We start from the raw sequence: 20,751 nt of genomic DNA on the forward strand, positions 1-20,751 counted from the left end.
CAGAGACATCGCTTACGCAGCGCCCGGCGTTACCCCTGCGCCGGGCGCTTTGCCAGCATCATGTAGTTGACGTCCATATCCGGCGAGAGGTTCCAGCGATCCTGCAGCACGTTGTAGAAGACGCCTGTCCGGTGGATGATATCCATTCCGCTTGCAACCAGCGGCCGCTCAAGCTCTTCCGGGCGGACCAGCTTTTCATATTGATGCGTGCCGCGCGGCAGCCAGCGCAAAACATTTTCGGCGGCAAAGATCGCCAATGCCCGGGCTTTCAGCGTGCGGTTGATGGTGGCCGCGAACATCAGGCCGCCGGGGCGTACCATTTTCGCGCAGGTGGTGACGAAGAGATCGACATTGGCCACGTGTTCGACCACCTCCATGTTGAGGATGACGTCGAAGGTTTCGCCGGCTTCCTGCAGCTGTTCGGCCGTCACCGCGCGATAGTCGACGCTGACCCCGCTTTCACGGGCGTGGGTGGAGGCGATGCCGATGTTCTTTTCCGAGGGATCCGCGCCTACCACATCGGCGCCCATGCGGGCGACGGGTTCGGAGAGAAGGCCGCCGCCGCAGCCGATGTCGAGAACGCGCAGCCCTTCCAATGGGCGGTGCGCCTTCGGGTCCCGGCCGAAATTGTCGCAGATGCGGTTGCGGATATATTCGAGACGCACCGGATTGAATTTGTGCAGCGGGCGGAACTTGCCGGTCGGGCTCCACCACTCTGCGGCCATCGCGGAGAAGCGATCCACTTCGCTCTGGTCGACGGTCGTCTGTGCGGTCTCGCTCATGGTTCTGCTCCATATTGCTGTTGCATTGAAGTCGGATGATTGCCCCCCGAAGTCAAGACCGCCCGTTCGTTCCTTCGGTAATTTGCCGGGAGCGGATTGCCGCAGGTGGAACTGAAAAGGCATCTCATTTGTTTCATGCTGCGTTCATGCAGCAACGCGTATTTTCCGATCGTGGCAGTATGCGGAACGCATACTCGTCCATCGAACGTGGTGGATGCCGACAAAGGCAAAGCGGGCCTTTGCTTGAGGAGAAAGAAGTGAAGAAAAAACTGTTTGGCGCAATTGCGCTGGTGGCCATGCTCGCCGCGCCGGCACTTGCCGAAGCTGCGACGCGCGGTTTCGCCACCGCGAATGTAAACATGCGATCCGGCCCGAGCACGGCTTATCCGGCCGTCGTCGTGATCCCGGTTGGCGCACCATTGACGGTGCATGGCTGCCTGTCCGATACGCCGTGGTGCGACGTTTCTTTTGTCAACGGTCGAGGCTGGGTCGCCGGTCGTTATATCCAGACGACGTTCCGGCAGAACCGGGTCTATGTTGAGCCGCGTTATTATCGCGACCTCGGCGTTCCCGTGATCACCTTCGAAGCCGGCCGTTATTGGGACCGTTATTATCGCGACCGCGACTTTTACCGTGAGCGTGATCGCTGGCGCCGCCCGCCGCCATCAGGCGGTTACTGGAATGCGCCGCCTCCGAGTGCCGGCTGGGATCGCCCGCGTCCGCGTGACGAGTGGCGTGACGGTCGCCGCGATGACTGGCGCGACGGTCGCCAGGGTGGCGGTCCGAATGACGGGCGCTGGGAACGCCGTTACGGCGACTGGAACCAGGGTGACCGAAATCAGGACAGACCGCGTCGCGACGATGACCGCCGCCGCTGGGAAGACGAGAATCGCGACCGTGACCGCAATCGTGATGCCAATCGCGATCGCGATCGGCAGCGACCTCAATTTGATGGCCAGCGCGGTCAGGTTGAAGGTCAGCCAGCCCCCGCGGCACCGCCTCCTGGTACGGTCGAGCAGGGTTGCATTCTTGGAAGCCCAGGCTGCTCATACCGTTAATGACAAAGCCCGGCGAATATTCGCCGGGCTTTGTCACTGAAGCGTATTGCAACGCTCCGCGGGACTATTTCGCGACACTCGCCTTGCGGGAACGGCTTTTGGGTTTCGCCGCGGCTTCTGCACCCAGTGCCGTCTCCACGGCTGCGATCTTTGGAGCAACCTTCTTCCGCGCTGCAGGCTTGGTCGCCTCCGATGTCTTCAGCAGGGAAAATTCATGCTTTGCCTGTTCCCAATGTTGCGCGTCGCGACCATGGGGATGGCCTTCCTTTTCCCAGAGCGTATATGCCCGCTTGCTGATCCATTCATTTTCCGAAACCTGCATGCTCGTCTCCCGTTGCTGTTTACAGCGCCTATGAGAAGGCGACATTCCGCTTTGGTCCGGCACACGCTCGACAGGAATCAATGCCGGCATTCCAGAGGCCATTACATGCCATGATTTTCCGGGCGTCAAGCAAACATGCTGCATTGCGAAAACCGATTTCTGGCATTTTCTGCCCGTTAAAGCGGTTTGAGCGAAAGACGTTCCTGCCACGCAAGATCAACGTTGCGTGATTGCGCCAAGGCCGCCAAGATGGCCGAACGAACGGGCAGTGGAGGAGGCGGTCTTGGAGCGGAGAATGGAAACGGATGCGCAGGTCATCGTCGAAAAACAGGGAGGGGCGGGCATCATTCGCCTCAACCGGCCGAAGGCCATCAACAGCCTGACCTTGCCGATGGTGCGCGACCTGTTCCATGCGCTTCAGCGTTTCGAGGAGGAACCCGGCGTTGCCTGCGTGGTGGTGACGGGAGAAGGGGACAGGGGGCTTTGCGCCGGGGGCGATGTCCGCATCATTCACGATCTCGGCAAGGCGGGCGACCCACAGGTCCTTGATTTCTGGCGGGAAGAATTTCCGCTCAATTATCGTATCGCTCACTTCGGCAAGCCCTATGTGGCGCTGATGGATGGCATTGTCATGGGCGGCGGCGTTGGCATTTCAGCCCATGGCAGCCATCGTGTCGTCACGGAGCGCACAAAACTCGCCATGCCGGAGACGGGCATCGGCTATTTTCCTGACGTTGGCGGGTCCTGGCTTTTGCCACGGGCGCCGGGCGAATGCGGCACCTGGCTGGGGCTGACGGGCAATGCCGTTACGGCCGCCGACGCCATCTATGCGGGCCTTGCCGATTATTTTGTTCCTTCGGATCGCCTTGGCAGGCTGGTTCAGGATCTATCGCGATCGGCGGATACGGACAGTGTTGAGACGGCCATCACGGCGCACGCCATTGAGGCCGGCGAAGGTATCTTATCCCTCAATCGGGAGATCATCGACGCGACATTCCGTTTTGACACGGTCGAGGAGATTTTTGCCGCGCTTTCGGCGCGCCAAGATGCATTTTCACGCGAGACCCTCGAGGTTCTGCAAAAGCGATCCCCCACCAGCCTGAAGCTGACCCTGAAGCTGCTGCGCCTGGGTCGGGAAAGCGCGAGCCTCATCGAATGCCTTGAGCGGGAATTTGCTGCCGGCACGGAGATATTGCGCCAACGTGATTTTTATGAGGGCGTGCGCGCCGCCCTCGTCGACAAGGATCGCAATCCCCGCTGGTCGCCGGCGCGGCTGGAAGAGGTGCGGGAGGAGGACCTTGCGCCCTATCTCGCCAAGCATTCCGGCAACCTGTTTCCCGATCATCGCCTTTAGTCAGGCGCAAAAGAAATCCGGGTTCGGGGCCTATATGAAATCCTCGCCTTCCAAGTGGATATTATTTGGGCAAAATTTCCAATCCATCCTCCGGCAAGGCATAGTTGTTTCTCGCGGGCGTTGCTGCCGCCCGCTATGTTGAGCACCATTCGAATTGCCGGGGGTATTCATGAAACGTCTTCTCATTATCGGAACTGCCATCGCCGCTCTTTTTTCAGGTGCGGCGCAGGCGCAGTCTCCGACTACCATTCTCAACGCATCCTATGATGTCGCCCGCGAGGTCTTCGCGGCCGAGAACGAGGCGTTCATCAAGCAGCATCCGGGCGTAACCGTCGATCAGTCGCATGCTGGCACCTCCAAACAGGCGCGTGCCATCGTTGAGGGTCTCGAAGCCGACGTCGTCACTTTCAACCAGGTGACCGATGTCGATTTTCTGGTGAAGCAGGGTTTCGTTTCCGCTGACTGGCAGAAGGATTTCCCGAATGACGCATCGCCCTTCTATTCCTTCCCCTCTTTTCTTGTCCGCGCCGGCAACCCCAAGGGAATCAAAGACTGGGACGATCTTGTCCGCGACGACGTGAAGGTCGTTTTCCCCAATCCGAAGACCTCCGGTAACGCCCGTTACACCTATCTCGCCGCCACGGCCTACGCCAAGGAAAAGTTCAAGGGCGACGACGCGAAGGTCCAGGAATTCGTCAAGAAAATCTTCGACAATACGCCTGTTTTCGACACGGGAGGCCGCGCTGCAACCACCACTTTCGTGGAGCGTGAAATCGGTGACGTCTTGATTACCTTTGAAGCGGAGACCCGCGGCATCGCCAAGCAATATGGCGCCCAGAAGGTGGAAGGCGTCGTGCCCTCCGTCAGTCTGCTGGCCGAATTCCCGGTTGCCGTGGTGGACAAGGTCGTCGACAAGCGTGGCTCTCGCGATCTGGCGAAAAGCTATCTCGACTTCCTCTATACTGAAGAGGGGCAGCGCATCGCCGCTGAATTCGGCCACCGTGTCCATAATGAAAAGGTTGTCGGTGAGTTCAAGGACAAGTTTCCGGCCATCCGCCTCGTCAACGTCAATGACGTTTTCGGTGGCTGGACTAAAATCCAGAAAGAGCATTTTGCATCCGGCGCGACGCTTGATACGCTCTACGGCAGCCGCTAATCACAGCGACAGCAACATTTGAATGACCCGGCGGGAAACTGCCGGGTCGCTTTTTGATTGATGGGGGCGGGGTTTGAAGCGGAATGTTCTGCCGGGGCTGAAATTGTCCCTTGGCGTTACCCTCACTTACGTCGCAATCATTGTGCTTTTGCCGCTCTCGGCGCTTGTGTTCAAGGCGGCAAGCCTCGGGCCCGCCGAGTATTGGTCCATCATTTCCTCGCCGCGGGCCGTCGCCAGTTACCGTGTCACCGTGCTCTGCGCACTGGCCGCAACCCTGTTCAATGTGATCTTCGGACTTGCGCTCGCCTGGGTGTTGACGCGCTACCGCTTTCCCGGCTGGCGTTTTGTCGATGCGATCGTCGATCTTCCCTTCGCGCTTCCCACCGCCGTCGCCGGCATCGCCCTGACGACGCTGTTTGCCGGCAATGGTTGGTTCGGCTCGGTGCTGGCGCAATTCGGCATCAAGGTGGCCTATACGCCGCTTGGCATCATGGTGGCGATGGCTTTTACCAGCCTGCCCTTCATCGTGCGCACCGTGCAGCCGGTGCTGGAAGACCTCGATCCGGCGCTGGAAGAAGCGGCGCAGTCGCTCGGTGGTTCCGATCTTGAGGTTTTCCGCAAGATCATCCTGCCGCTCCTGACTCCGGCTCTGCTCGCCGGTCTCTCGCTCTCTTTCGCCCGCAGCCTGGGTGAATTCGGGGCAATCATCTTCATCGCCGGCAATCAGCCGTTCTCGACGGAAATCACCGCCCTGCTGATCTTCATCCGGCTCGAGGAATATGATTATCAGGCGGCAGCGGCCATCGCCTCCGTGTTGCTTATCACCGCCTTCGTGATGCTGGCGGTGACCAATTATCTGCAGGCGCGCGCGCTTCGATATACGGCGAGGGGCTGAGAAGATGAGCGGCGTTTCCTCACATCGCAAACCGCCCCGTGTCGGCGATGCACCTCTTGTGCGCCGCAGCCTGATCGCCTTCGTGCTCATCATCGGCACGCTTCTCGTTGTGGCACCGCTCGTCATCATCGGTGTCGAAGCGTTCTCGCAGGGCTGGAAGGCCTATTCGGCCACCATCACCCATCCGGATACTCGTCACGCCATTATGCTGACGGTGCTGACCGCACTGATCGCCGTGCCGGTCAATACGGCCTTCGGTGTTGCAGCGGCATGGTCCATCACCAAGTTCGATTTCCCGGGCCGGCGCTTCCTGCTGGTGCTGATCGAGATACCTTTCTCGATTTCACCGATCGTTGCCGGTGTCGCATATCTCTTCGTATATGGTTTGCAGGGCCTGTTCGGGCCGTTCCTCGACGCGCATGATATCAAGATATTGTTTGCGCTTCCTGGCATCGTTATCGCCTCAATGTTCGTGACGGCACCTTTCGTGGCGCGTGAACTCATTCCGCTCATGCAGGCGCAGGGTCGTGATCTCGAGGAGGCGGCGACCTCGCTTGGCGCATCCGGCTGGCGAACCTTCTTTTCGGTGACCTTGCCGAACATCAAATGGGCGCTGCTTTATGGTGTCGTGCTGTGCAACGCCCGCGTAATGGGGGAATTTGGCGCCGTATCGGTCGTGTCAGGCAATATTCGCGGTCAGACCAATACGCTGCCGCTGCATATCGAGCTGCTTTATCACGATTACCAGACGGCTGGCGCTTTCGCCGCGGCGTCGATCCTCGCGACCCTCGCCGTCGTCACCATCATCGCCAAGGTGGCGCTGGAACGGCGCGGCGCAGGGCGCGGGCGTAAAAAGACCAACGCCGATGCCGCCATCGCCACGGAGACCTGATTCCCATGAAAATCCGCCTCGAAAATGTGGTGAAGACCTTTGATACGTTCCGTGCCGTGCGCGATGTTTCGCTTGATATCGAAAGCGGCGAGCTTCTGGCGCTGCTCGGTCCGTCGGGCTCCGGCAAGACCACGATTTTGCGCATGGTCGCCGGCCTCGAATATAGCGATGGCGGCCAGATTTTCTTCGGGGAGGAGGATGCCACCAATATTCCGGTGCGTGACCGCGGTGTCGGATTTGTGTTCCAGCATTATGCGCTGTTTCCGCATATGACGCTCAACGAAAACATCGCCTTCGGCATGAAGGTCTCTAAGGTGAACCGGGACAGGGCGGCTATCGCCGCGCGCGTCGAAGAATTGCTGCGACTGGTGAAGCTCGATGGCCTGGGCGACCGTTTTCCCGCGCAGATTTCCGGCGGCCAACGGCAGCGCGTGGCGCTGGCGCGGGCGCTTTCGGTCGATCCCAAGGTGCTATTGCTGGATGAGCCTTTCGGAGCGCTGGACGCCAATGTGCGTCGCGACCTGCGCCGCTGGCTGCGCGAGATCCACGATTCGCTCGGCATCACGACGATTTTCGTGACGCATGACCAGGAAGAGGCGCTCGATCTGGCCGACCGGGTCGTCATTCTCAATCAGGGCGAAATCGTGCAGCAGGGCACGCCGAAGGAGGTCTGCCGCCAGCCGAACAGTGCCTTCGTCATGCGCTTTCTGGGCGACGCCAACCGGGTTGCGGGTGTGGCGCGCGGCGGAAAGGTGTATGTGGGTGAGAATGAACTGCCCTTCTCCTATGCTCAGGGCGATGGCGCGGTTGATATTTACGCGCGTCCCGGCGATCTGGAGTGGGAAGACCTGCATGAAGGCATACCGGCCTCCGTGGAGCGCGTCCTTGACCGCGCCGGTGAGCGCCGGGTGATCGCCAGCACCGACGGCGGCGATATTCTGGAATTCGACGTGCCGCCCGAAAACGACGTCGCCGCCGGAGATCGCGGTTCCGTCATCATTCGCCGGGCGAAGATTTTCCCGGCGCCGTAAGGCGCCAGGGCCTTTGTCCGCTTAAAACAGAAGTTCGAATGCGCTTTCGGCTATCAGCCTGCCGTTGATCACAAGGTCGACCCGGTGGACACCGGGATAGTGTTTGCGGGTCGTAAAATCACGTATGGCGCGGCTGATTGACAATGTACATGTCTCGCCGGGCGGAAGCTCGACTTCCTTCCACTTGAAGACCTTCGCGGAGGCATCGCCGCTCTTCTTCACATAATGCACGGCGTAATCGATCACCAGCTTTTGCCGGCTATTCCCCGTCGAAGTGAAAGAGGCGGAAATCCGCACCGGATTGCCGAGAGCGACTTTTGCCGGCAACACCTCGAACGCCGCAAGTGTAATCTGCGCCTCCTCATGCGCCCCGAGATGGGCAAGCGCTGCGGTGTCGCCCTTCTTGATCAGCGTGCGCAAGGCCTGCCGCATGATCCAGCGTGTATGCGGGTTGTCCTTCGGCCATCCATCGATGAGCGCCAGCACAAAAGCGGGATTATCCTTGGTGATGTCGTTCAGGTGGTTGGCGACGGATTTGCGCACATAAAGCGCCTGGTCTGCTTTCATGGTGTCGAGGATCGCGGTAACCGGCGAGGGATCATCGATCAGGGGCTTGAGCTGGAATGACCATGGCAGGCGAGGCCGGCAGCCTTCGCTTGCAAGCCGCCGCACATGCTCATTTTCGTGCCGTGACCAGGTTTCCATCACGGCAAGGGTGGCGGTCAGGTCCTTTTGCAGAAAATGCCGAATGGCGAATTCCGAGGAGCCAAAGCGGGTGAAATATTGCAGCGCGCCCATGGAAAGATCGAAATCATCAAGGCCGTAAAGCGCGACATACTCCGGAAGCGAAATCGAAGCGAAACCGTTGCCGATGCCGGGCGCTGCGGCTGTGAGGATTTCGATGTTGCGGGCATAGTCGCCCGGAAGCGTCGCATGCAGGCTTGTTGCCACCTGCCGCATGCGCTGCATGATGCCCAGCGCTTCAAGGTTTTCGGTGGCGAGCGCCATGAAGGCGGAAACGTCAAAGGGCGGATGGACGGCCTTGGTCTGATTGGCGATATGCTGCAGTTTCTCGTGGTTGAAGATTTCCTTCAGTGCCGGTGCCGCTGCGTCGCCCATAATGTCCCCAAAGTTCACTTTTTGTTCCTTTAAGGCAGGAGGAGAGGCGAGGCAAGGGAATACTGAGTCGCTTTCGAATACTGCTGACGGACCGAGCGCGTGGCACAAACGTCTTCTCCCCGTCCGGGGAGAAGTTCGCGGTAGCGGGATGAGGAGGCAAGGTCAGCGAAAAGTCGCGAGCTTGCCCCCTCATCCGGCACTTCGGGCCACCTTCTCCGCGGCGGGAGAAGAATTTTCTGAGAAAATCAGCTCATCTGGCTGACGAACTTCGTCTCCAGATAGGCCTGGACTGCTTCGGAGCCACCTTCCGTGCCATAACCGGAGTCCTTGATGCCGCCAAAGGGGACTTCGGGAAGAGCAAGGCCGTTGTGGTTGATGGTCAGCATGCCGGCCTCGACCTGTTGGCCAAGCGCGTGCGCGGTCTTGACCGAACCGGTGAAGGCATAGGATGCAAGGCCGAAGGGCAGGCGGTTCGCCTCGGTGATGGCGTCATCGAAGCTTGAGAACCGGTTGATAATGGCGACCGGGCCGAAGGGCTCGTCATTCATGATCTTGGCTGATGTCGGCACATTGGCGAGAACCGTCGGCTCGAAGAAATTGCCCTTGTTACCGATGCGGCGGCCGCCGGTCTTCAATTCGCCGCCATGCGAAACGGCGTCGTTGATGAGGCCTTCCAGCGCCGGGATGCGACGCTCATTGGCGAGCGGGCCCATCACGACACCATCTTCCAGGCCATTGCCCACCTTGATCGCCTTGGTTGCTTCCACAAAACCTTCAAGGAACCGATCGGCCACACCGTCCTGCACAAGGAAGCGGGTAGGGGCGACACAGACCTGGCCGGCATTGCGGAACTTGGCAAGCGAGGCGACTTCGATGGCCTTGTCGATATCGGCGTCGTCGAAGATCATGACAGGCGCATGGCCGCCCAGTTCCATCGTTGCGCGCTTCATGTGCCTGCCGGCCAGTGCAGCCAGATGCTTGCCAACGGGCGTGGAGCCTGTGAAGGATATCTTGCGAATGACCGGATGCGGAATGAGATATTCCGAAATCTCTGACGGTACGCCATAAACGAGGCCGACGACGCCCGCCGGAACGCCGGCATCAACAAAGGCGCGGATGAGTTCGGCAGGCGACGCCGGCGTCTCTTCCGGCGCCTTGACGATGATGGAGCAGCCGGTTGCAAGCGCGGCGGAAAGCTTGCGGACGATCTGGTTGATCGGGAAGTTCCATGGCGTAAACGCTGCAACGGGTCCGACCGGCAGCTTGATGGCAAGCTGTGAGACACCGGTTGCCCGCGCCGGGATGACCTGCCCATAGGTGCGGCGCGCCTCTTCTGCGAACCAGTCGATGGTGTCGGCCGCGCCCATGATTTCAGTGGCGGACTGCGCCAGCGGCTTGCCCTGTTCGCGGGTCATGATGTAGGCGATCTTGTCCTTGCGCTCGCGCAATATGTCGGCCGCCCTGCGCATGATCTTGGAGCGCTCAAAGGGCGAGGTGTCGCGCCACACCTTGAAACCCCGCTCGGCGGCGGCGAGCGCCAGATCGAGGTCTTCCTTCTCGGCATGCGCAATCGCGCCGATGATTTCGTCCGTCGCCGGATCGGAGACGGCGATTGTCTTACCGGAAACGGCATCGCGCCATTCGCCACCAATGAGAAGTTTGATGTCGGGATAGGTGTGCATAGGGGCTACCTTCATGATGCGGCCGATACGGCGCATGCCGCCCGGCCCGGAGAGGTGAACAGAATTTTCCTGGCCGGACGAAATCCGGCGTCGCAGCTTTCGCAGCGTGGAACAGGTGTCTGGGCTTTTCCGGCGGAGGTCGTGGACTGCCGGAAACGGAAACGACAGTGCTTATATTAAGTTCCGGGCGGTATGTTTCAACCGCTTGCCCGAGGTAATGCCATGATTTTTATGTGACGCGGAACCATCATTCGCCGTTTGTGCCGCCATGGAAGTCGATGCCGTTTTTCGGCCGCAACGGCGGGCGCGAATCACGTTGCTCCGTAAGGAAACGGTGGAAATTCGGCCACAATTCGGCCGTGGTCACGCTGGACGGATCAGGGGCGGGCGGTGCGCGGCGTTGCCGGTTGCGTCATAACAGGGCGCGCAACGTCAAAAAGTACAATAAGACGGAAAAATTATCCAAAGGGTTTACTCAATACCTAGAGAAAATACGGATAAAATCTCAGTGAGGATATAACATCGGTTCCTGATATATATGCTGTTGGCGGTTCCCTTGACCTTCCAGGGTTGGCGAAAACCCTCGACCTGAACGTTATCGATGGAGAAAAATTATGAATTTCGCCCGGGTACTTCTCAGTGCGTTCATGTCGCTCGTGTGGCTTTCCTGTGCCGAGGCGGGAAACATAGCCAAGCCGCAGGGCAAGCCGATATTAACCATATCCGGCAACATCACCAACACTAATACCGATGGAGCTGCGGAATTTGACCGCGACATGCTGGAAGCGCTCGGCATGGACACCGTGGAGACGACGACACCGTGGCACGACGGCCGTGTCCGCTTTGACGGTGTGTCGCTTGCCAAGCTGATGGATGTCGTCGGCGCAAAGGGCACCAGTGTCACGGCGGTGGCTCTCAACGATTATGTGAGCACGATACCGGTTGAAGACTTTAAGAAATTCAATGTTATCCTCGCCATCAAACTGGATGGCAATTATATGACAGTACGCGAAAAGGGCCCGTTGTTTGTCATCTATCCCTATGACAGCGATCCGGAACTGCAGAAGCAGACTTATTATTCGCGGTCCGCATGGCAAGTCGCCAAACTGATAGTGGAATAAAGGTGCCGTTTGCGAAAACTTGTGGCGGTGATCATCTGTTGCTTCGTCCTGGCAACGGGCTATATCGCTTTCGTCATTGCCGAGCGGCAGACCGCTCTGCAGAAGTTCGCCCGCTATAATGACTCATGGGCCGTCAGCCAGACCGTAGCCGAATATCTGCGCCTCCAGAATAAACTCGCCGTGTTCGCGCTTAATCCCGGCAGGGTTGACCGGGATGAATTACAGCTGCGTCTGGATATCATGCTCAGTCGCCTGGAGCTGTTGAAGCAGGGCAACCTCGGCGCTTTCATCAATGAAAAGCAGCAATGGCGGGATCTGGTAACCCGCCTTGACGCCGTTCTGGCGCGTCTCGAACAGCAGATAAACAGCTTGAATTCGAGCGATGTGCCGGATCTTCTTGCCGCGATGAGCGCGCTGGATGCGCCGATGACGACGCTCGCCTCGTCTTCCGTCGCGTATGATGTGAATCTGATCGATACCGCCCATGAGGATGTCCGCAAGCTCCACATCGTCTATACGGCGCTGGCGGGCGGTCTCATCCTCTGCGGCATCGCGCTTGTCATATTGCTGCTTCGCCAGAACGATCTCCTGAACCGCGCGCAGAAAAGCATGCGCGGGCTGACGGACGATCTGCGCGCCGCGACGCTGGAGTTGCAGGCAAAGAATGTCCGTCTGGAGCATGATGCCTATCACGATGCGCTGACGGGCCTGCCGAACCGGGCGCTGTTCCGGCAGGAACTGATCGAGCGGCTGCGCCGGTCCTTCGGTGGCACCGGTACGACAGCCATATTGTTGCTCGATCTCGACGGGTTCAAAGATGTCAACGACACGCTCGGCCACGATGCAGGCGATGCGCTGCTTCAGGCCGTGGCGCAGCGCCTCTCGGCCATCGGCGGCGATTATGACATGGTTTGCCGCCTTGGAGGCGATGAGTTCGCGGTTGTCTCCGACGATCTGAATGAGGACGCCGCGCGCCGGCTTGCCACCAAGCTCATCGATCAGATCAGCCGCACCTATCAGCTGGGTGAGCAGGAGGTCAAAATCGGCACCTGCATCGGCATCGCCATATCGCACGGTGCAGTGGATGCGGATGAATTGTTCAAGCGGGCGGATCTGGCGCTTTACGAGGCGAAAGCCATCGGTCCAGGCCGTGCGAGCGTTTTCAAGGTTCGGATGCAGAAGCAGTTGACCGAGAAGAAATCCTTCGAAGCCGATCTGCAGACAGCACTGCAGAACGACGAGATGGAAGTTTATTACCAGCCGCAGGTAGCGACGCAGACGCGCAAGCTCTGCGGCTTCGAGGCGTTGCTTCGCTGGAAACATCCGGTGCGCGGCGATGTGCCCCCCAGTGTGTTCATTCCCGTCGCGGAAAGAACCGGTCTCATCCATTCGCTCGGAAAGTGGGTGATGGAGACCGCCTGCCGCGAGGCGATGGGCTGGGACGAGGACATGAAGGTGGCCGTCAATCTATCACCCGTTCAGTTCCACAGTACCAACCTTATTCAAAACGTCATGGGCGCGCTTGAAAAAAGCGGACTGGAACCAAGCCGGCTCGAACTTGAGATCACCGAATCGATCCTGCTCAACAAGAGCGACCAGACGATCAACACGCTGTCGCGGTTGAAGGCAGTCGGCATCAAGATCGCCATGGATGATTTCGGCACTGGCTATTCATCGCTCGCCAATCTGCGCGGCGTCCCCTTCGACAAGATCAAGATCGACCGATCCTTTCTGCGCGATATCACCAGCGACCGGGATGCGCTGGCGATCGTGGAATTCGTGGTCGGCGTCGGCCGCAGTTTGCGAATGACGACGATTGCGGAAGGTATCGAGACGGAAGAGCAATATGAATGCGTCAGGCGTCTGGGATGCGACCAGGTTCAGGGATATCTGATCAGCAGGCCGCTGCCGGCCAAGGAGCTCGTCGCCTGGAGCTCTGCCTGAGACGCGCCTGTCCTGGCGGCCATTGGAATTTTTACCAAGTGATACTGTCGCTCGCGAAAACCCATACCGGTTACCGCAACGATGCTGTAGAGCATTTTCGGTTGATACGGGACCGTTGCGGCGAGACGACCGGATTTTGCGAAAAGGTTTGAGACATGGAAATACTGGACGTGCATGGAGTTGCACTGCCTCTTTCTTCCGATGAGGTGTCGCCCGTCATCTGGCAGGCGCTGACCGACGGCAGCTACGAGGCGAAGGAGGCTCGCAGCGTCCTGAAAGCCATCAAGCCCGGTGATCGGGTGCTGGAGCTGGGTTCCGGTATCGGGATCATCACGTCGATCATTGCAGGCATCAAGGATGTTTCCGTATGGGCTTTCGAGGCCAACCCCGCGACTGCGGCGCTGGCCGAGCGGGTGATCAAGGCCAATTGCCGGGGTAACGTCGTGTTTTCGCAGGGGCTTCTCACCGCCGACGAGCCCAGCTCCTATCCATTTTACGTTCGCAGGGATCTCTGGATGTCGTCCATGGACGAAAATCAGGGTCCCTATGAAAAACGCATCGAAATCTCCTCCGCCAACATCGATGAATTCATCACGAGCCGCGGCATCACAGCGCTCGTCATGGATATCGAGGGTGCGGAACGCGATCTGCTAGGCAGGGCCGACCTGAGCGGCGTTGAGCGGATATTCGTCGAGCTGCACGACCACCTCTACGGTCTCGCCGGCGTCCGCGACATCATGCAGGCACTCACCGCCAAGGGTTATGCCTATGATCCGCGCGGCTCTCGCGGTCCTTGCGTGCTGTTTTCCCGGGATGACAGCCCGAGGGAATACGATCCCGAGGTGGATTGAAAGCGGGGCATCTCAAGCCAAGGGTGACGTTGGAGAGTTTGTTTCAAGCTGCGGGCAGGCGCTAAGCGTTCTGCGCGCAATCATTTACCGACCGCTTGCGCCATCTGGCGCAACCTTTGGCGCTTCATGCCGTTTAGTGTCCGTGCCGCAATTCATCTGGCAGCGGGCAGCTCTATTATTATTGCGAAAAATGCAATTCATTCCGAATTATTATTGTAATTGTTGAAGTCATTTTCCTGCGTCATTATCCCTCCATCAAACCGGCGCACAACAGGATGCACCATTCCAACGCAACCGAAGGAGAAACGATCATGGGCTTTGTTAAGACGACAGACGGAACCGAAATCTTCTATAAGGACTGGGGCCCGAAGGATGCCCAGCCGATCGTTTTCCACCATGGCTGGCCGCTCTCGTCCGATGACTGGGATGCGCAGATGCTGTTCTTCGTCTCCAAGGGTTTTCGTGTTGTCGCCCATGACCGCCGTGGTCACGGCCGTTCCGCCCAGGTTGCCGATGGTCACGACATGGACCACTACGCCGCCGACGCCTTCGCCGTCGTCGAAGCGCTGGATCTGAAGAATGCCGTCCATATCGGCCATTCCACCGGCGGCGGCGAAGTTGCGCGTTATGTCGCCAAGCATGGCGAACCCGCCGGCCGTGTCGCCAAGGCGGTTCTCGTTTCCGCCGTACCGCCGATCATGGTCAAGACCGAAGCCAATCCGGAAGGCCTGCCGATGGAGGTTTTTGACGGCTTCCGCTCCGCGCTTGCCGCAAATCGTGCGCAGTTCTTCCGCGACGTGCCGGCCGGCCCGTTCTACGGTTTCAACCGCGATGGCGCGACCGTGCATGAAGGCGTGATCCAGAACTGGTGGCGTCAGGGCATGATGGGTGGTGCAAAGGCCCATTACGATGGCATCAAGGCCTTCTCGGAAACCGACCAGACCGAGGACCTGAAGAATATCAGCGTTCCGACGCTTGTTCTGCACGGTGAAGACGACCAGATCGTTCCGATCGCCGACTCCGCTCACAAGTCGGTGAAGCTGCTGAAAAACGGCACGCTGAAGACCTACCCCGGTTTCTCGCATGGCATGCTCACCGTCAATGCCGATGTGCTGAACGCCGATCTGCTGGCCTTCATCAAGGGCTGATACTTTTGCGACATCAGAATGCGGCCGATCATTCGGCCGCATTTTGCGTTTCGCATCAGGCGAGGCGGCCTCGCCAGACATTGCGGTAAGAGGTGAGACCGGGAATGTCGTGCGGCGTGAAATGGCGCTCTCGACCGGCAAGCGGTTTGATACCGGTGAGCAGGGCCGCGCCCGCGCTGGTGCCGGTTGATCCTTCGACCGCCGTTACGTCCGCCTCTGCAAAGCCGGCCAGCGCCTTCAGATAAAGGGCGTTGCTGGCGAAAGGGCCTTCGACAAGGATGGGACCTTTCCGCCCGATGAGCGAAAGGCTGAATTCCGTCATCAACGCCAGGTAAAGCGATGTCGCCGCGTGTCGCTCTGCAGCGGTGGCGTTTTTATCGCCGAGCCACTGTGCCGTCTTGTCCGGAAACGGGCCGGAGCCGCTGACAACACTCGGCAGCAGCATCATGCCCCCGGCCACAACGCCGCCGAGAGCTGCGTCTATTGCTTCGTCTTTTGCTTCTCCGAATTGCTGTGCCAGCATTTCATATTCCCTGCCGCCCATGAAGCGGGAGGAGGGAACGGGACGGCCGAAAGCATCGACATTCAGGAGTGTGTCGCGGATGGGATCGAGCGCACCCGCCGCACCGCCAATGGCGAAATTCACCACCCAGGTGCCCGTGGAGACGACCGAAAAATCACCGTCGCGGCGCAGAAGATGCGGCAGGAGCGAGGCGTTGGAATCGTGGATTCCACAATAGACCGGCATATGCGGCGAAAGGCCGGTTTCGATTGCCAGTGATTGGTGGATTGTACCCAGGACATCGAAAGCGGAGCGGACCGGCGCCATTAACGTCTCGATACCGAGACGCTCGACGAGCGAGGAGAAGCTCTTCCGGGGCGGGTTCCAGAGATCGGTATGACAGCCGAGCGAGGTCGTTTCCGTGGCCCGAATGCCGGTCAGACGTCCCGCCCAATATTGTGGATAGGTAACGATGCTGCGCACCCTGGCGAAATCGTTCGGAAAGGCCGTCTTCTGGAAATGGATTTGCGCGCCAAGGTTCAGCCCGGCGGGAAGCTGTGGTGAACCGGTCTCGGCAAAATCGGGCCGGATGTTGTGATAGGCTTCCTCAATGGCTGCGGGATAGCTGTGTTCATAATCGAGCACAGGCATGACGAGGTCGCCGTTCCCATCGAGAAGTGCTGCCGAAGCGCCATGGGTCGTGATGGAAATCGCATCGAAGCCGGGCTTCTGGCCGAAACGCTGAAGCGTGGAGAGAATGAAGCGCCAGAGCATCTCCACATCGTAATGCGGATAAATTCCATCGCGGAGGACAGGGTTCGCCTGTTTTTTGCTGGCAATCTCCTCGCCGCTGCCGGTGTCGATGACGACGACCTTGGCGTTGGTCTTGCCGATATCGATGACCGCGACGCGGTCCGGTCTGGTGCTCTTGCTCATGGCAGATGGAACACCGTCACCAGGTCTTTTGCGACCGGCGAATTATCGGGATTGCTCTCCATGATATCGGCCATGTGGGCCCACCACTTTTTCATCACGGGATGCTCTGGCAGAGCAGCCATGCGATGGGTCTTCGGGCGCGTCAGCACGCCGAAAAGGATGTTGGTTTCCGGGTCGAGATGAATGGAATAGTCACTCACCCCTGCCTCGTGCAGCAGCGTCACCAGTTCCGGCCATATCTCGTCATGGCGCTTTTTATATTCGGCCTCTTTTCCCGGAAAGAGTTTCATCTTGAAGGCGTATTTTTCGAGTTCCGTCATGGCTCAGCTTCTCATGGACCGAAGGCGGCGGACAACGATGGGGATGGCGATGGTGATGATCAGCAGCAGGCCGACGAAGATCGACATGACGATGCCGGGCACATTCAAAAGACCAAGCCCGAAGGTAACGAGGCCCATGACGAAGGCTGCGATGACGACGCCTGCGATGGTGCCGGAGCCGCCGAGGATCGACACACCGCCCAGCACAACCATCGTCACGACCTCCAGCTCCCAGCCCTGAGCAATCGAGGGCCGCGTCGAACCGAGCCGCGAGGTGAGGCAGACGGCGGCAATGCCGCTCATCAGGCCCGTGAGCAGGAAGAGGATGAACTTCACCCGCTCGACGGGGATGCCGGAGAAACGGGCGGCGAACGGGTTGTTGCCGATCACATAGACCTGCCGGCCAAAATTGGTGGCATGCAGCAGAACGGCGAAGAGAATGGCCATGGCGATAAACAGGACGAATTCGAACGAAATCACCCAGAAGACGTAACCCTGACCGAAATAGGCGAAATCGGCGGGGTATTTGCCATAGGCCTGATCACCCAGCACCATGTAGGAAATGCCGCGAAACAGGCTCATGGTGCCGATGGTGACGACGATGGACGGCAGTTTCAGCCCGGCGACCAGGAACCCGTTGAAGGCGCCGCACAAAAGCCCGGTGGCGATGCCGATCGCAACAAGGCCCGGTGTGCCGGCGCCCATCTGCGCCGCAGCACCCATGGCGGTGGACGCGAGCGCGATAATGGCGGCGACCGAGAGATCGATCTCACCGGCGATGATCAGCAGCGCCATGGCAAATGCGATGATGGCCTTTTCCGTGAAATTGAAGGTCGCATCAGACAGGTTCCAGGCATTGAGGAAATAGGGCGAGGCCAACGAATTGGCGATGAAGATCAGGATCGCGACGCCGAGCAGCAGCACTTCCCAGCTGCCCATGATGCGCCGTAGAGGTGTTCCCAGCTTGTCTGGAATGACGCGCGGGCTTTGTGTTGAATGGGACGGCGTGCTCATGCTGCGGCCTCCTTGGGCTGATCACCTGCGGCGCGGTCCCGCAGGATGATGCGGCCTTTCCTGGCTTCGGCGCGGGCGTTGAAGACGACGGCGAGCACGATGACGACGCCTGATATCGCCATCTGCGCGAAGGGCGAGATGCCAATGACGGGGAGCGCGTTCTTGATGACGCCGAGGAACAGCGCGCCGAGCACGGCACCCGCCACCGAACCGATGCCGCCCGCAATCGAAATGCCGCCGATCACATTTGCCGCCACGCTGTCCAGTTCGAAGCCGGCGGCGATGTCGACATAGGCAACCGCGTAACGCGACACCCAGAGATAGCTGGCGAGACCGGCGAGCGCGCCCGAGAGCACGAAGGCGAAGAAGCGCGTGCGGCCGACATCGATGCCCGCATAAACGGCTGCACTCGGATTACCGCCCGAGGCATAAGCGGAGCGGCCGAAGGAAGTCCGGCCGAGCACCAGCCAGGCGCCGGCGATGATGAGGATCGCCACCCAGGAAAGGACCGGCATGCCGAGAAGCATGGTGCGCGGCACGTTGAGGAAAGTGGGGGATAGCTGGTGCGCATTCACCCAGCCGCCGCCCGAAAGCACGAAGGCCATGCCGCGATAGATGGTGAGTGTACCAAGCGTGACGACGATGGGCGGAATGCCGAGCCACCAGACCAGAACGCCGTTGAGCGAGCCGAGAAACGCGCCGATGCCGACAGCCATGACGATAAGAAGCGGCAGCGGAATGCCCGGAAAGGCAGCGTTGGTCATCGCCACCGCCATGCCGGTAAAGGCAAGATTGGCTGCGACCGAGAGGTCGATGGATTTTGTAAGGATGACCGCCATCTGGCCCAGCGCCAGAATGATGAGAATGGAGGTATCGTTGAAGATGTTGACGAGATTGCCGGGCCGGCCGAAGCCGGGGGCGCGCATCGCAAAACCGGCGATCATGACGATGATGATACCCGCCAGCAGCCATTCGCGGTTTTTGAGTAGACGTTGCATGTTAGCCCCTCTCAGGCATTGCCGGTGGCGGCGCGCACCAGCTTTTCCGGGGAAAAATCGGCGCGTTCGAACTGGCCCGCCATCAGGCCTTCGCGCATGACGATGGCGCGGTCGGACATGCCGAGGATTTCGGGAAGTTCGGACGAGATCATGATGATCGACAGGCCTTCGGCCGCGAGCTCGCTGATGAAGCCGTGCACCGCTGCCTTGGAGCCGATATCGATGCCCTTTGTCGGCTCATCGAGGATGATGACCTTTGGCTGGGTGGCGAGCCATTTGCCGATCACCACCTTCTGCTGGTTGCCGCCTGAAAGCGTACCGACCGCCACCGAAAGGGCGGCGGCGCGCAGATCGAGCCGCGAGGCATATTTGCGCGCAAGCGCGAATTCGTTGGCAGCGGCCAGAAAGCCCTTGCGCGAGGTGCGTGTGAGTGAAGGCAGCGACATGTTCTGGTAGATCGGCATGTCGAGCGCCAGACCGTGGCGGCCGCGTTCCTCCGGCACGTAGACGATACCGGCGCGGATGGCATCTTCCGGCGAGCGGATTGTGATGGGTTGGCCGTTCAACATCACTTCACCCGATGCCGGGCGGGTGATGCCGAACAGCGACTGGCAAAGCTCCGAACGCCCGGCGCCGATCAGCCCGTAAAGGCCAAGAATTTCGCCCTTGCGTAACTCGAGAGAGATATCGCGAAACTCGGTCTGATGAGAGTAATCGCGGACTGAAAGAACCGTGGGACCCAGCGTAACAGCCTGCTTTGGAAAGGCGTTCGTTACATCACGGCCAACCATCAGCCGAACGATTTCATCCTGCGGGGTGGTCGTGAGCGTGCCGGCGCCCACCATCCTGCCGTCCCGGAAGACGGCATAGTTTTCCGCAATCTCATAGACCTCATCGAATTTGTGGCTGATGAAGAGAACAGCCTTGCCCTGCCGCTTCAGGTTTTCGACGATGCGGAAGAGATCATCGATTTCCTTGCGCGAAAGGGCGGCGGTCGGTTCGTCCATGATGACGATGCGCGCCTCGACCGACAGGGCGCGGGCAATGGCGACGAGGTGGCGCTGTGCGATCGACAGGTCTTTCAGCCGGATCGTCGGATCGATGGCGCTTTCGAGCTGTTCAAGCAGAATTCTGGCACGCGTATTGATGGTCTTCCAGTCGATCAGGCCGAAACGGCCCTTCGGGGCATGGCCGAGAAAGATGTTTTCACCGACGGAAAGCTCATCGAACAGCACGGTTTCCTGATGAATGGCCGTCACGCCGGCATCGATGGCATCCTGTGCGCTGTGAAAATTGACGGGCTGGCCGTCGAGAAGGATGTCGCCCTCGTTCGGGCGGTAAATGCCGGTGAGGATCTTGACGAGCGTGGATTTGCCCGCGCCGTTTTCGCCGATCAACGCGGTGACCTTGCCGGGGTAAAGCGCAATATCGACGCCATCCAGCGCCTTGACGCCCGGGAATATCTGGCTGATGCCGCGCATTTCGAGAATGGGCGTGGCGCTGGAAGCTTCTGCAGCGTTTAGGATTTGGGGTTCGGCACGCATCATTCGTCTTACCGGTCGGTTTGTGTGAAGCGGCGAGGAGCTACCCCCTCTGCACTGCCGGGCATCTCCCCCTCGAGGGGGA

19 protein-coding genes are annotated in these 20,751 nt (G+C 59.6%); 10 read left to right on the forward strand and 9 right to left on the reverse strand.

The genetic code is table 11. The features are described from left to right. Positions 1–29 precede the first annotated feature (29 nt). On the reverse strand, positions 30–782 hold the full coding sequence (gene ubiG, locus WA845_RS10610; protein ID WP_003585646.1) for a bifunctional 2-polyprenyl-6-hydroxyphenol methylase/3-demethylubiquinol 3-O-methyltransferase UbiG: 753 nt from the start codon (positions 780–782) through the stop codon (positions 30–32). A gap of 257 nt (positions 783–1,039) precedes the next feature. Here ubiG and WA845_RS10615 point away from each other — a divergent pair, with 257 nt between their 5' ends. Next, on the forward strand, positions 1,040–1,840 hold the full coding sequence (locus tag WA845_RS10615) for an SH3 domain-containing protein (RefSeq protein ID WP_162719192.1): 801 nt from the start codon (positions 1,040–1,042) through the stop codon (positions 1,838–1,840). Positions 1,841–1,904: 64 nt separating this feature from the next. Here WA845_RS10615 and WA845_RS10620 read toward each other — a convergent pair whose 3' ends face one another. Then, the gene (locus WA845_RS10620) at positions 1,905–2,162 is read right to left on the reverse strand and encodes a DUF2934 domain-containing protein (RefSeq protein WP_112554792.1); all 258 of its coding nucleotides are present in this window, start codon (positions 2,160–2,162) and stop codon (positions 1,905–1,907) included. A gap of 295 nt (positions 2,163–2,457) precedes the next feature. Between WA845_RS10620 and WA845_RS10625 the strand changes: the two genes are divergently transcribed. The 5 genes from WA845_RS10625 to WA845_RS10645 all read left to right on the forward strand — a co-directional run bounded on the left by WA845_RS10625 (position 2,458) and on the right by WA845_RS10645 (position 7,490). Further along, positions 2,458–3,516, forward strand: coding sequence for an enoyl-CoA hydratase/isomerase family protein (locus WA845_RS10625; RefSeq protein ID WP_443111966.1), 1,059 nt, complete (start codon positions 2,458–2,460; stop codon positions 3,514–3,516). Positions 3,517–3,685: 169 nt separating this feature from the next. Next, positions 3,686–4,672 (forward strand): thiosulfate ABC transporter substrate-binding protein CysP, encoded by a 987-nt coding sequence (gene cysP, locus WA845_RS10630; protein ID WP_003585654.1) that lies wholly within the window; start codon positions 3,686–3,688, stop codon positions 4,670–4,672. A gap of 73 nt (positions 4,673–4,745) precedes the next feature. Next, complete coding sequence (gene cysT, locus WA845_RS10635; RefSeq protein ID WP_112554806.1) at positions 4,746–5,567, forward strand: sulfate ABC transporter permease subunit CysT; 822 nt, start codon at positions 4,746–4,748, stop codon at positions 5,565–5,567. A gap of 4 nt (positions 5,568–5,571) precedes the next feature. Further along, complete coding sequence (gene cysW / locus WA845_RS10640; RefSeq protein WP_022562944.1) at positions 5,572–6,459, forward strand: sulfate ABC transporter permease subunit CysW; 888 nt, start codon at positions 5,572–5,574, stop codon at positions 6,457–6,459. Between the two features lie 5 nt (positions 6,460–6,464). Beyond that, a complete protein-coding gene (locus tag WA845_RS10645) occupies positions 6,465–7,490 on the forward strand; it encodes a sulfate/molybdate ABC transporter ATP-binding protein (protein ID WP_003585657.1) in 1,026 nt (341 codons plus the stop codon). 21 nt (positions 7,491–7,511) lie between these two features. Here WA845_RS10645 and WA845_RS10650 read toward each other — a convergent pair whose 3' ends face one another. Together WA845_RS10650 and WA845_RS10655 are read right to left on the reverse strand one after the other, a co-directional pair. Beyond that, positions 7,512–8,609: a DNA alkylation repair protein gene (locus tag WA845_RS10650; protein ID WP_112554808.1), complete on the reverse strand. Its 1,098-nt coding sequence runs from the start codon at positions 8,607–8,609 to the stop codon at positions 7,512–7,514. 245 nt (positions 8,610–8,854) lie between these two features. Beyond that, positions 8,855–10,291, reverse strand: a complete 1,437-nt coding sequence (locus WA845_RS10655) for an NAD-dependent succinate-semialdehyde dehydrogenase (RefSeq protein ID WP_337322317.1) — start codon at positions 10,289–10,291, stop codon at positions 8,855–8,857. A 614-nt stretch (positions 10,292–10,905) separates the two neighbouring features. On the opposite strand from WA845_RS10655, the gene WA845_RS10660 reads away from it, so the two are divergent. The 4 genes from WA845_RS10660 to WA845_RS10675 all read left to right on the forward strand — a co-directional run bounded on the left by WA845_RS10660 (position 10,906) and on the right by WA845_RS10675 (position 15,355). Next, positions 10,906–11,412, forward strand: a complete 507-nt coding sequence (locus tag WA845_RS10660) for a conserved exported protein of unknown function (RefSeq protein ID WP_022562939.1) — start codon at positions 10,906–10,908, stop codon at positions 11,410–11,412. 21 nt (positions 11,413–11,433) lie between these two features. Further along, positions 11,434–13,356, forward strand: a complete 1,923-nt coding sequence (locus WA845_RS10665) for a putative bifunctional diguanylate cyclase/phosphodiesterase (RefSeq protein ID WP_006698481.1) — start codon at positions 11,434–11,436, stop codon at positions 13,354–13,356. 155 nt (positions 13,357–13,511) lie between these two features. Next, on the forward strand, positions 13,512–14,207 hold the full coding sequence (locus WA845_RS10670; RefSeq protein ID WP_034497091.1) for an FkbM family methyltransferase: 696 nt from the start codon (positions 13,512–13,514) through the stop codon (positions 14,205–14,207). A gap of 311 nt (positions 14,208–14,518) precedes the next feature. Continuing rightward, positions 14,519–15,355: an alpha/beta fold hydrolase gene (locus WA845_RS10675; protein ID WP_142182576.1), complete on the forward strand. Its 837-nt coding sequence runs from the start codon at positions 14,519–14,521 to the stop codon at positions 15,353–15,355. A 55-nt stretch (positions 15,356–15,410) separates the two neighbouring features. Here the strand turns inward: WA845_RS10675 and WA845_RS10680 are convergent, their stop codons facing one another. Genes WA845_RS10680 through WA845_RS10700 form a run of 5 tightly spaced genes read right to left on the reverse strand, consistent with a single transcriptional unit; the run spans position 15,411 to position 20,672 of the window. Next, a complete protein-coding gene (locus WA845_RS10680) occupies positions 15,411–16,793 on the reverse strand; it encodes an FGGY family carbohydrate kinase (RefSeq protein WP_112553643.1) in 1,383 nt (460 codons plus the stop codon). Next, positions 16,790–17,113, reverse strand: a complete 324-nt coding sequence (rhaM, locus tag WA845_RS10685) for an L-rhamnose mutarotase (protein ID WP_004445557.1) — start codon at positions 17,111–17,113, stop codon at positions 16,790–16,792. The genes WA845_RS10680 and rhaM overlap by 4 nt, the downstream gene beginning before the upstream one ends. A 3-nt stretch (positions 17,114–17,116) precedes the next feature. After that, positions 17,117–18,127 (reverse strand): ABC transporter permease subunit, encoded by a 1,011-nt coding sequence (locus WA845_RS10690; protein WP_112553645.1) that lies wholly within the window; start codon positions 18,125–18,127, stop codon positions 17,117–17,119. Beyond that, positions 18,124–19,125: an ABC transporter permease gene (locus tag WA845_RS10695; RefSeq protein ID WP_112553647.1), complete on the reverse strand. Its 1,002-nt coding sequence runs from the start codon at positions 19,123–19,125 to the stop codon at positions 18,124–18,126. Before WA845_RS10695 ends, WA845_RS10690 begins: the two co-directional genes overlap by 4 nt. A gap of 11 nt (positions 19,126–19,136) precedes the next feature. After that, entirely contained in the window at positions 19,137–20,672 is a 1,536-nt protein-coding gene (locus tag WA845_RS10700; RefSeq protein WP_337322318.1) for a sugar ABC transporter ATP-binding protein, read from the reverse strand. Between the last annotated feature and the right edge of the window lie 79 nt (positions 20,673–20,751).

Origin of the sequence: Agrobacterium sp. CMT1 (assembly GCF_037203725.1) — a bacterium.
Classification (GTDB): Bacteria; Pseudomonadota; Alphaproteobacteria; order Rhizobiales; family Rhizobiaceae; genus Agrobacterium; species Agrobacterium pusense.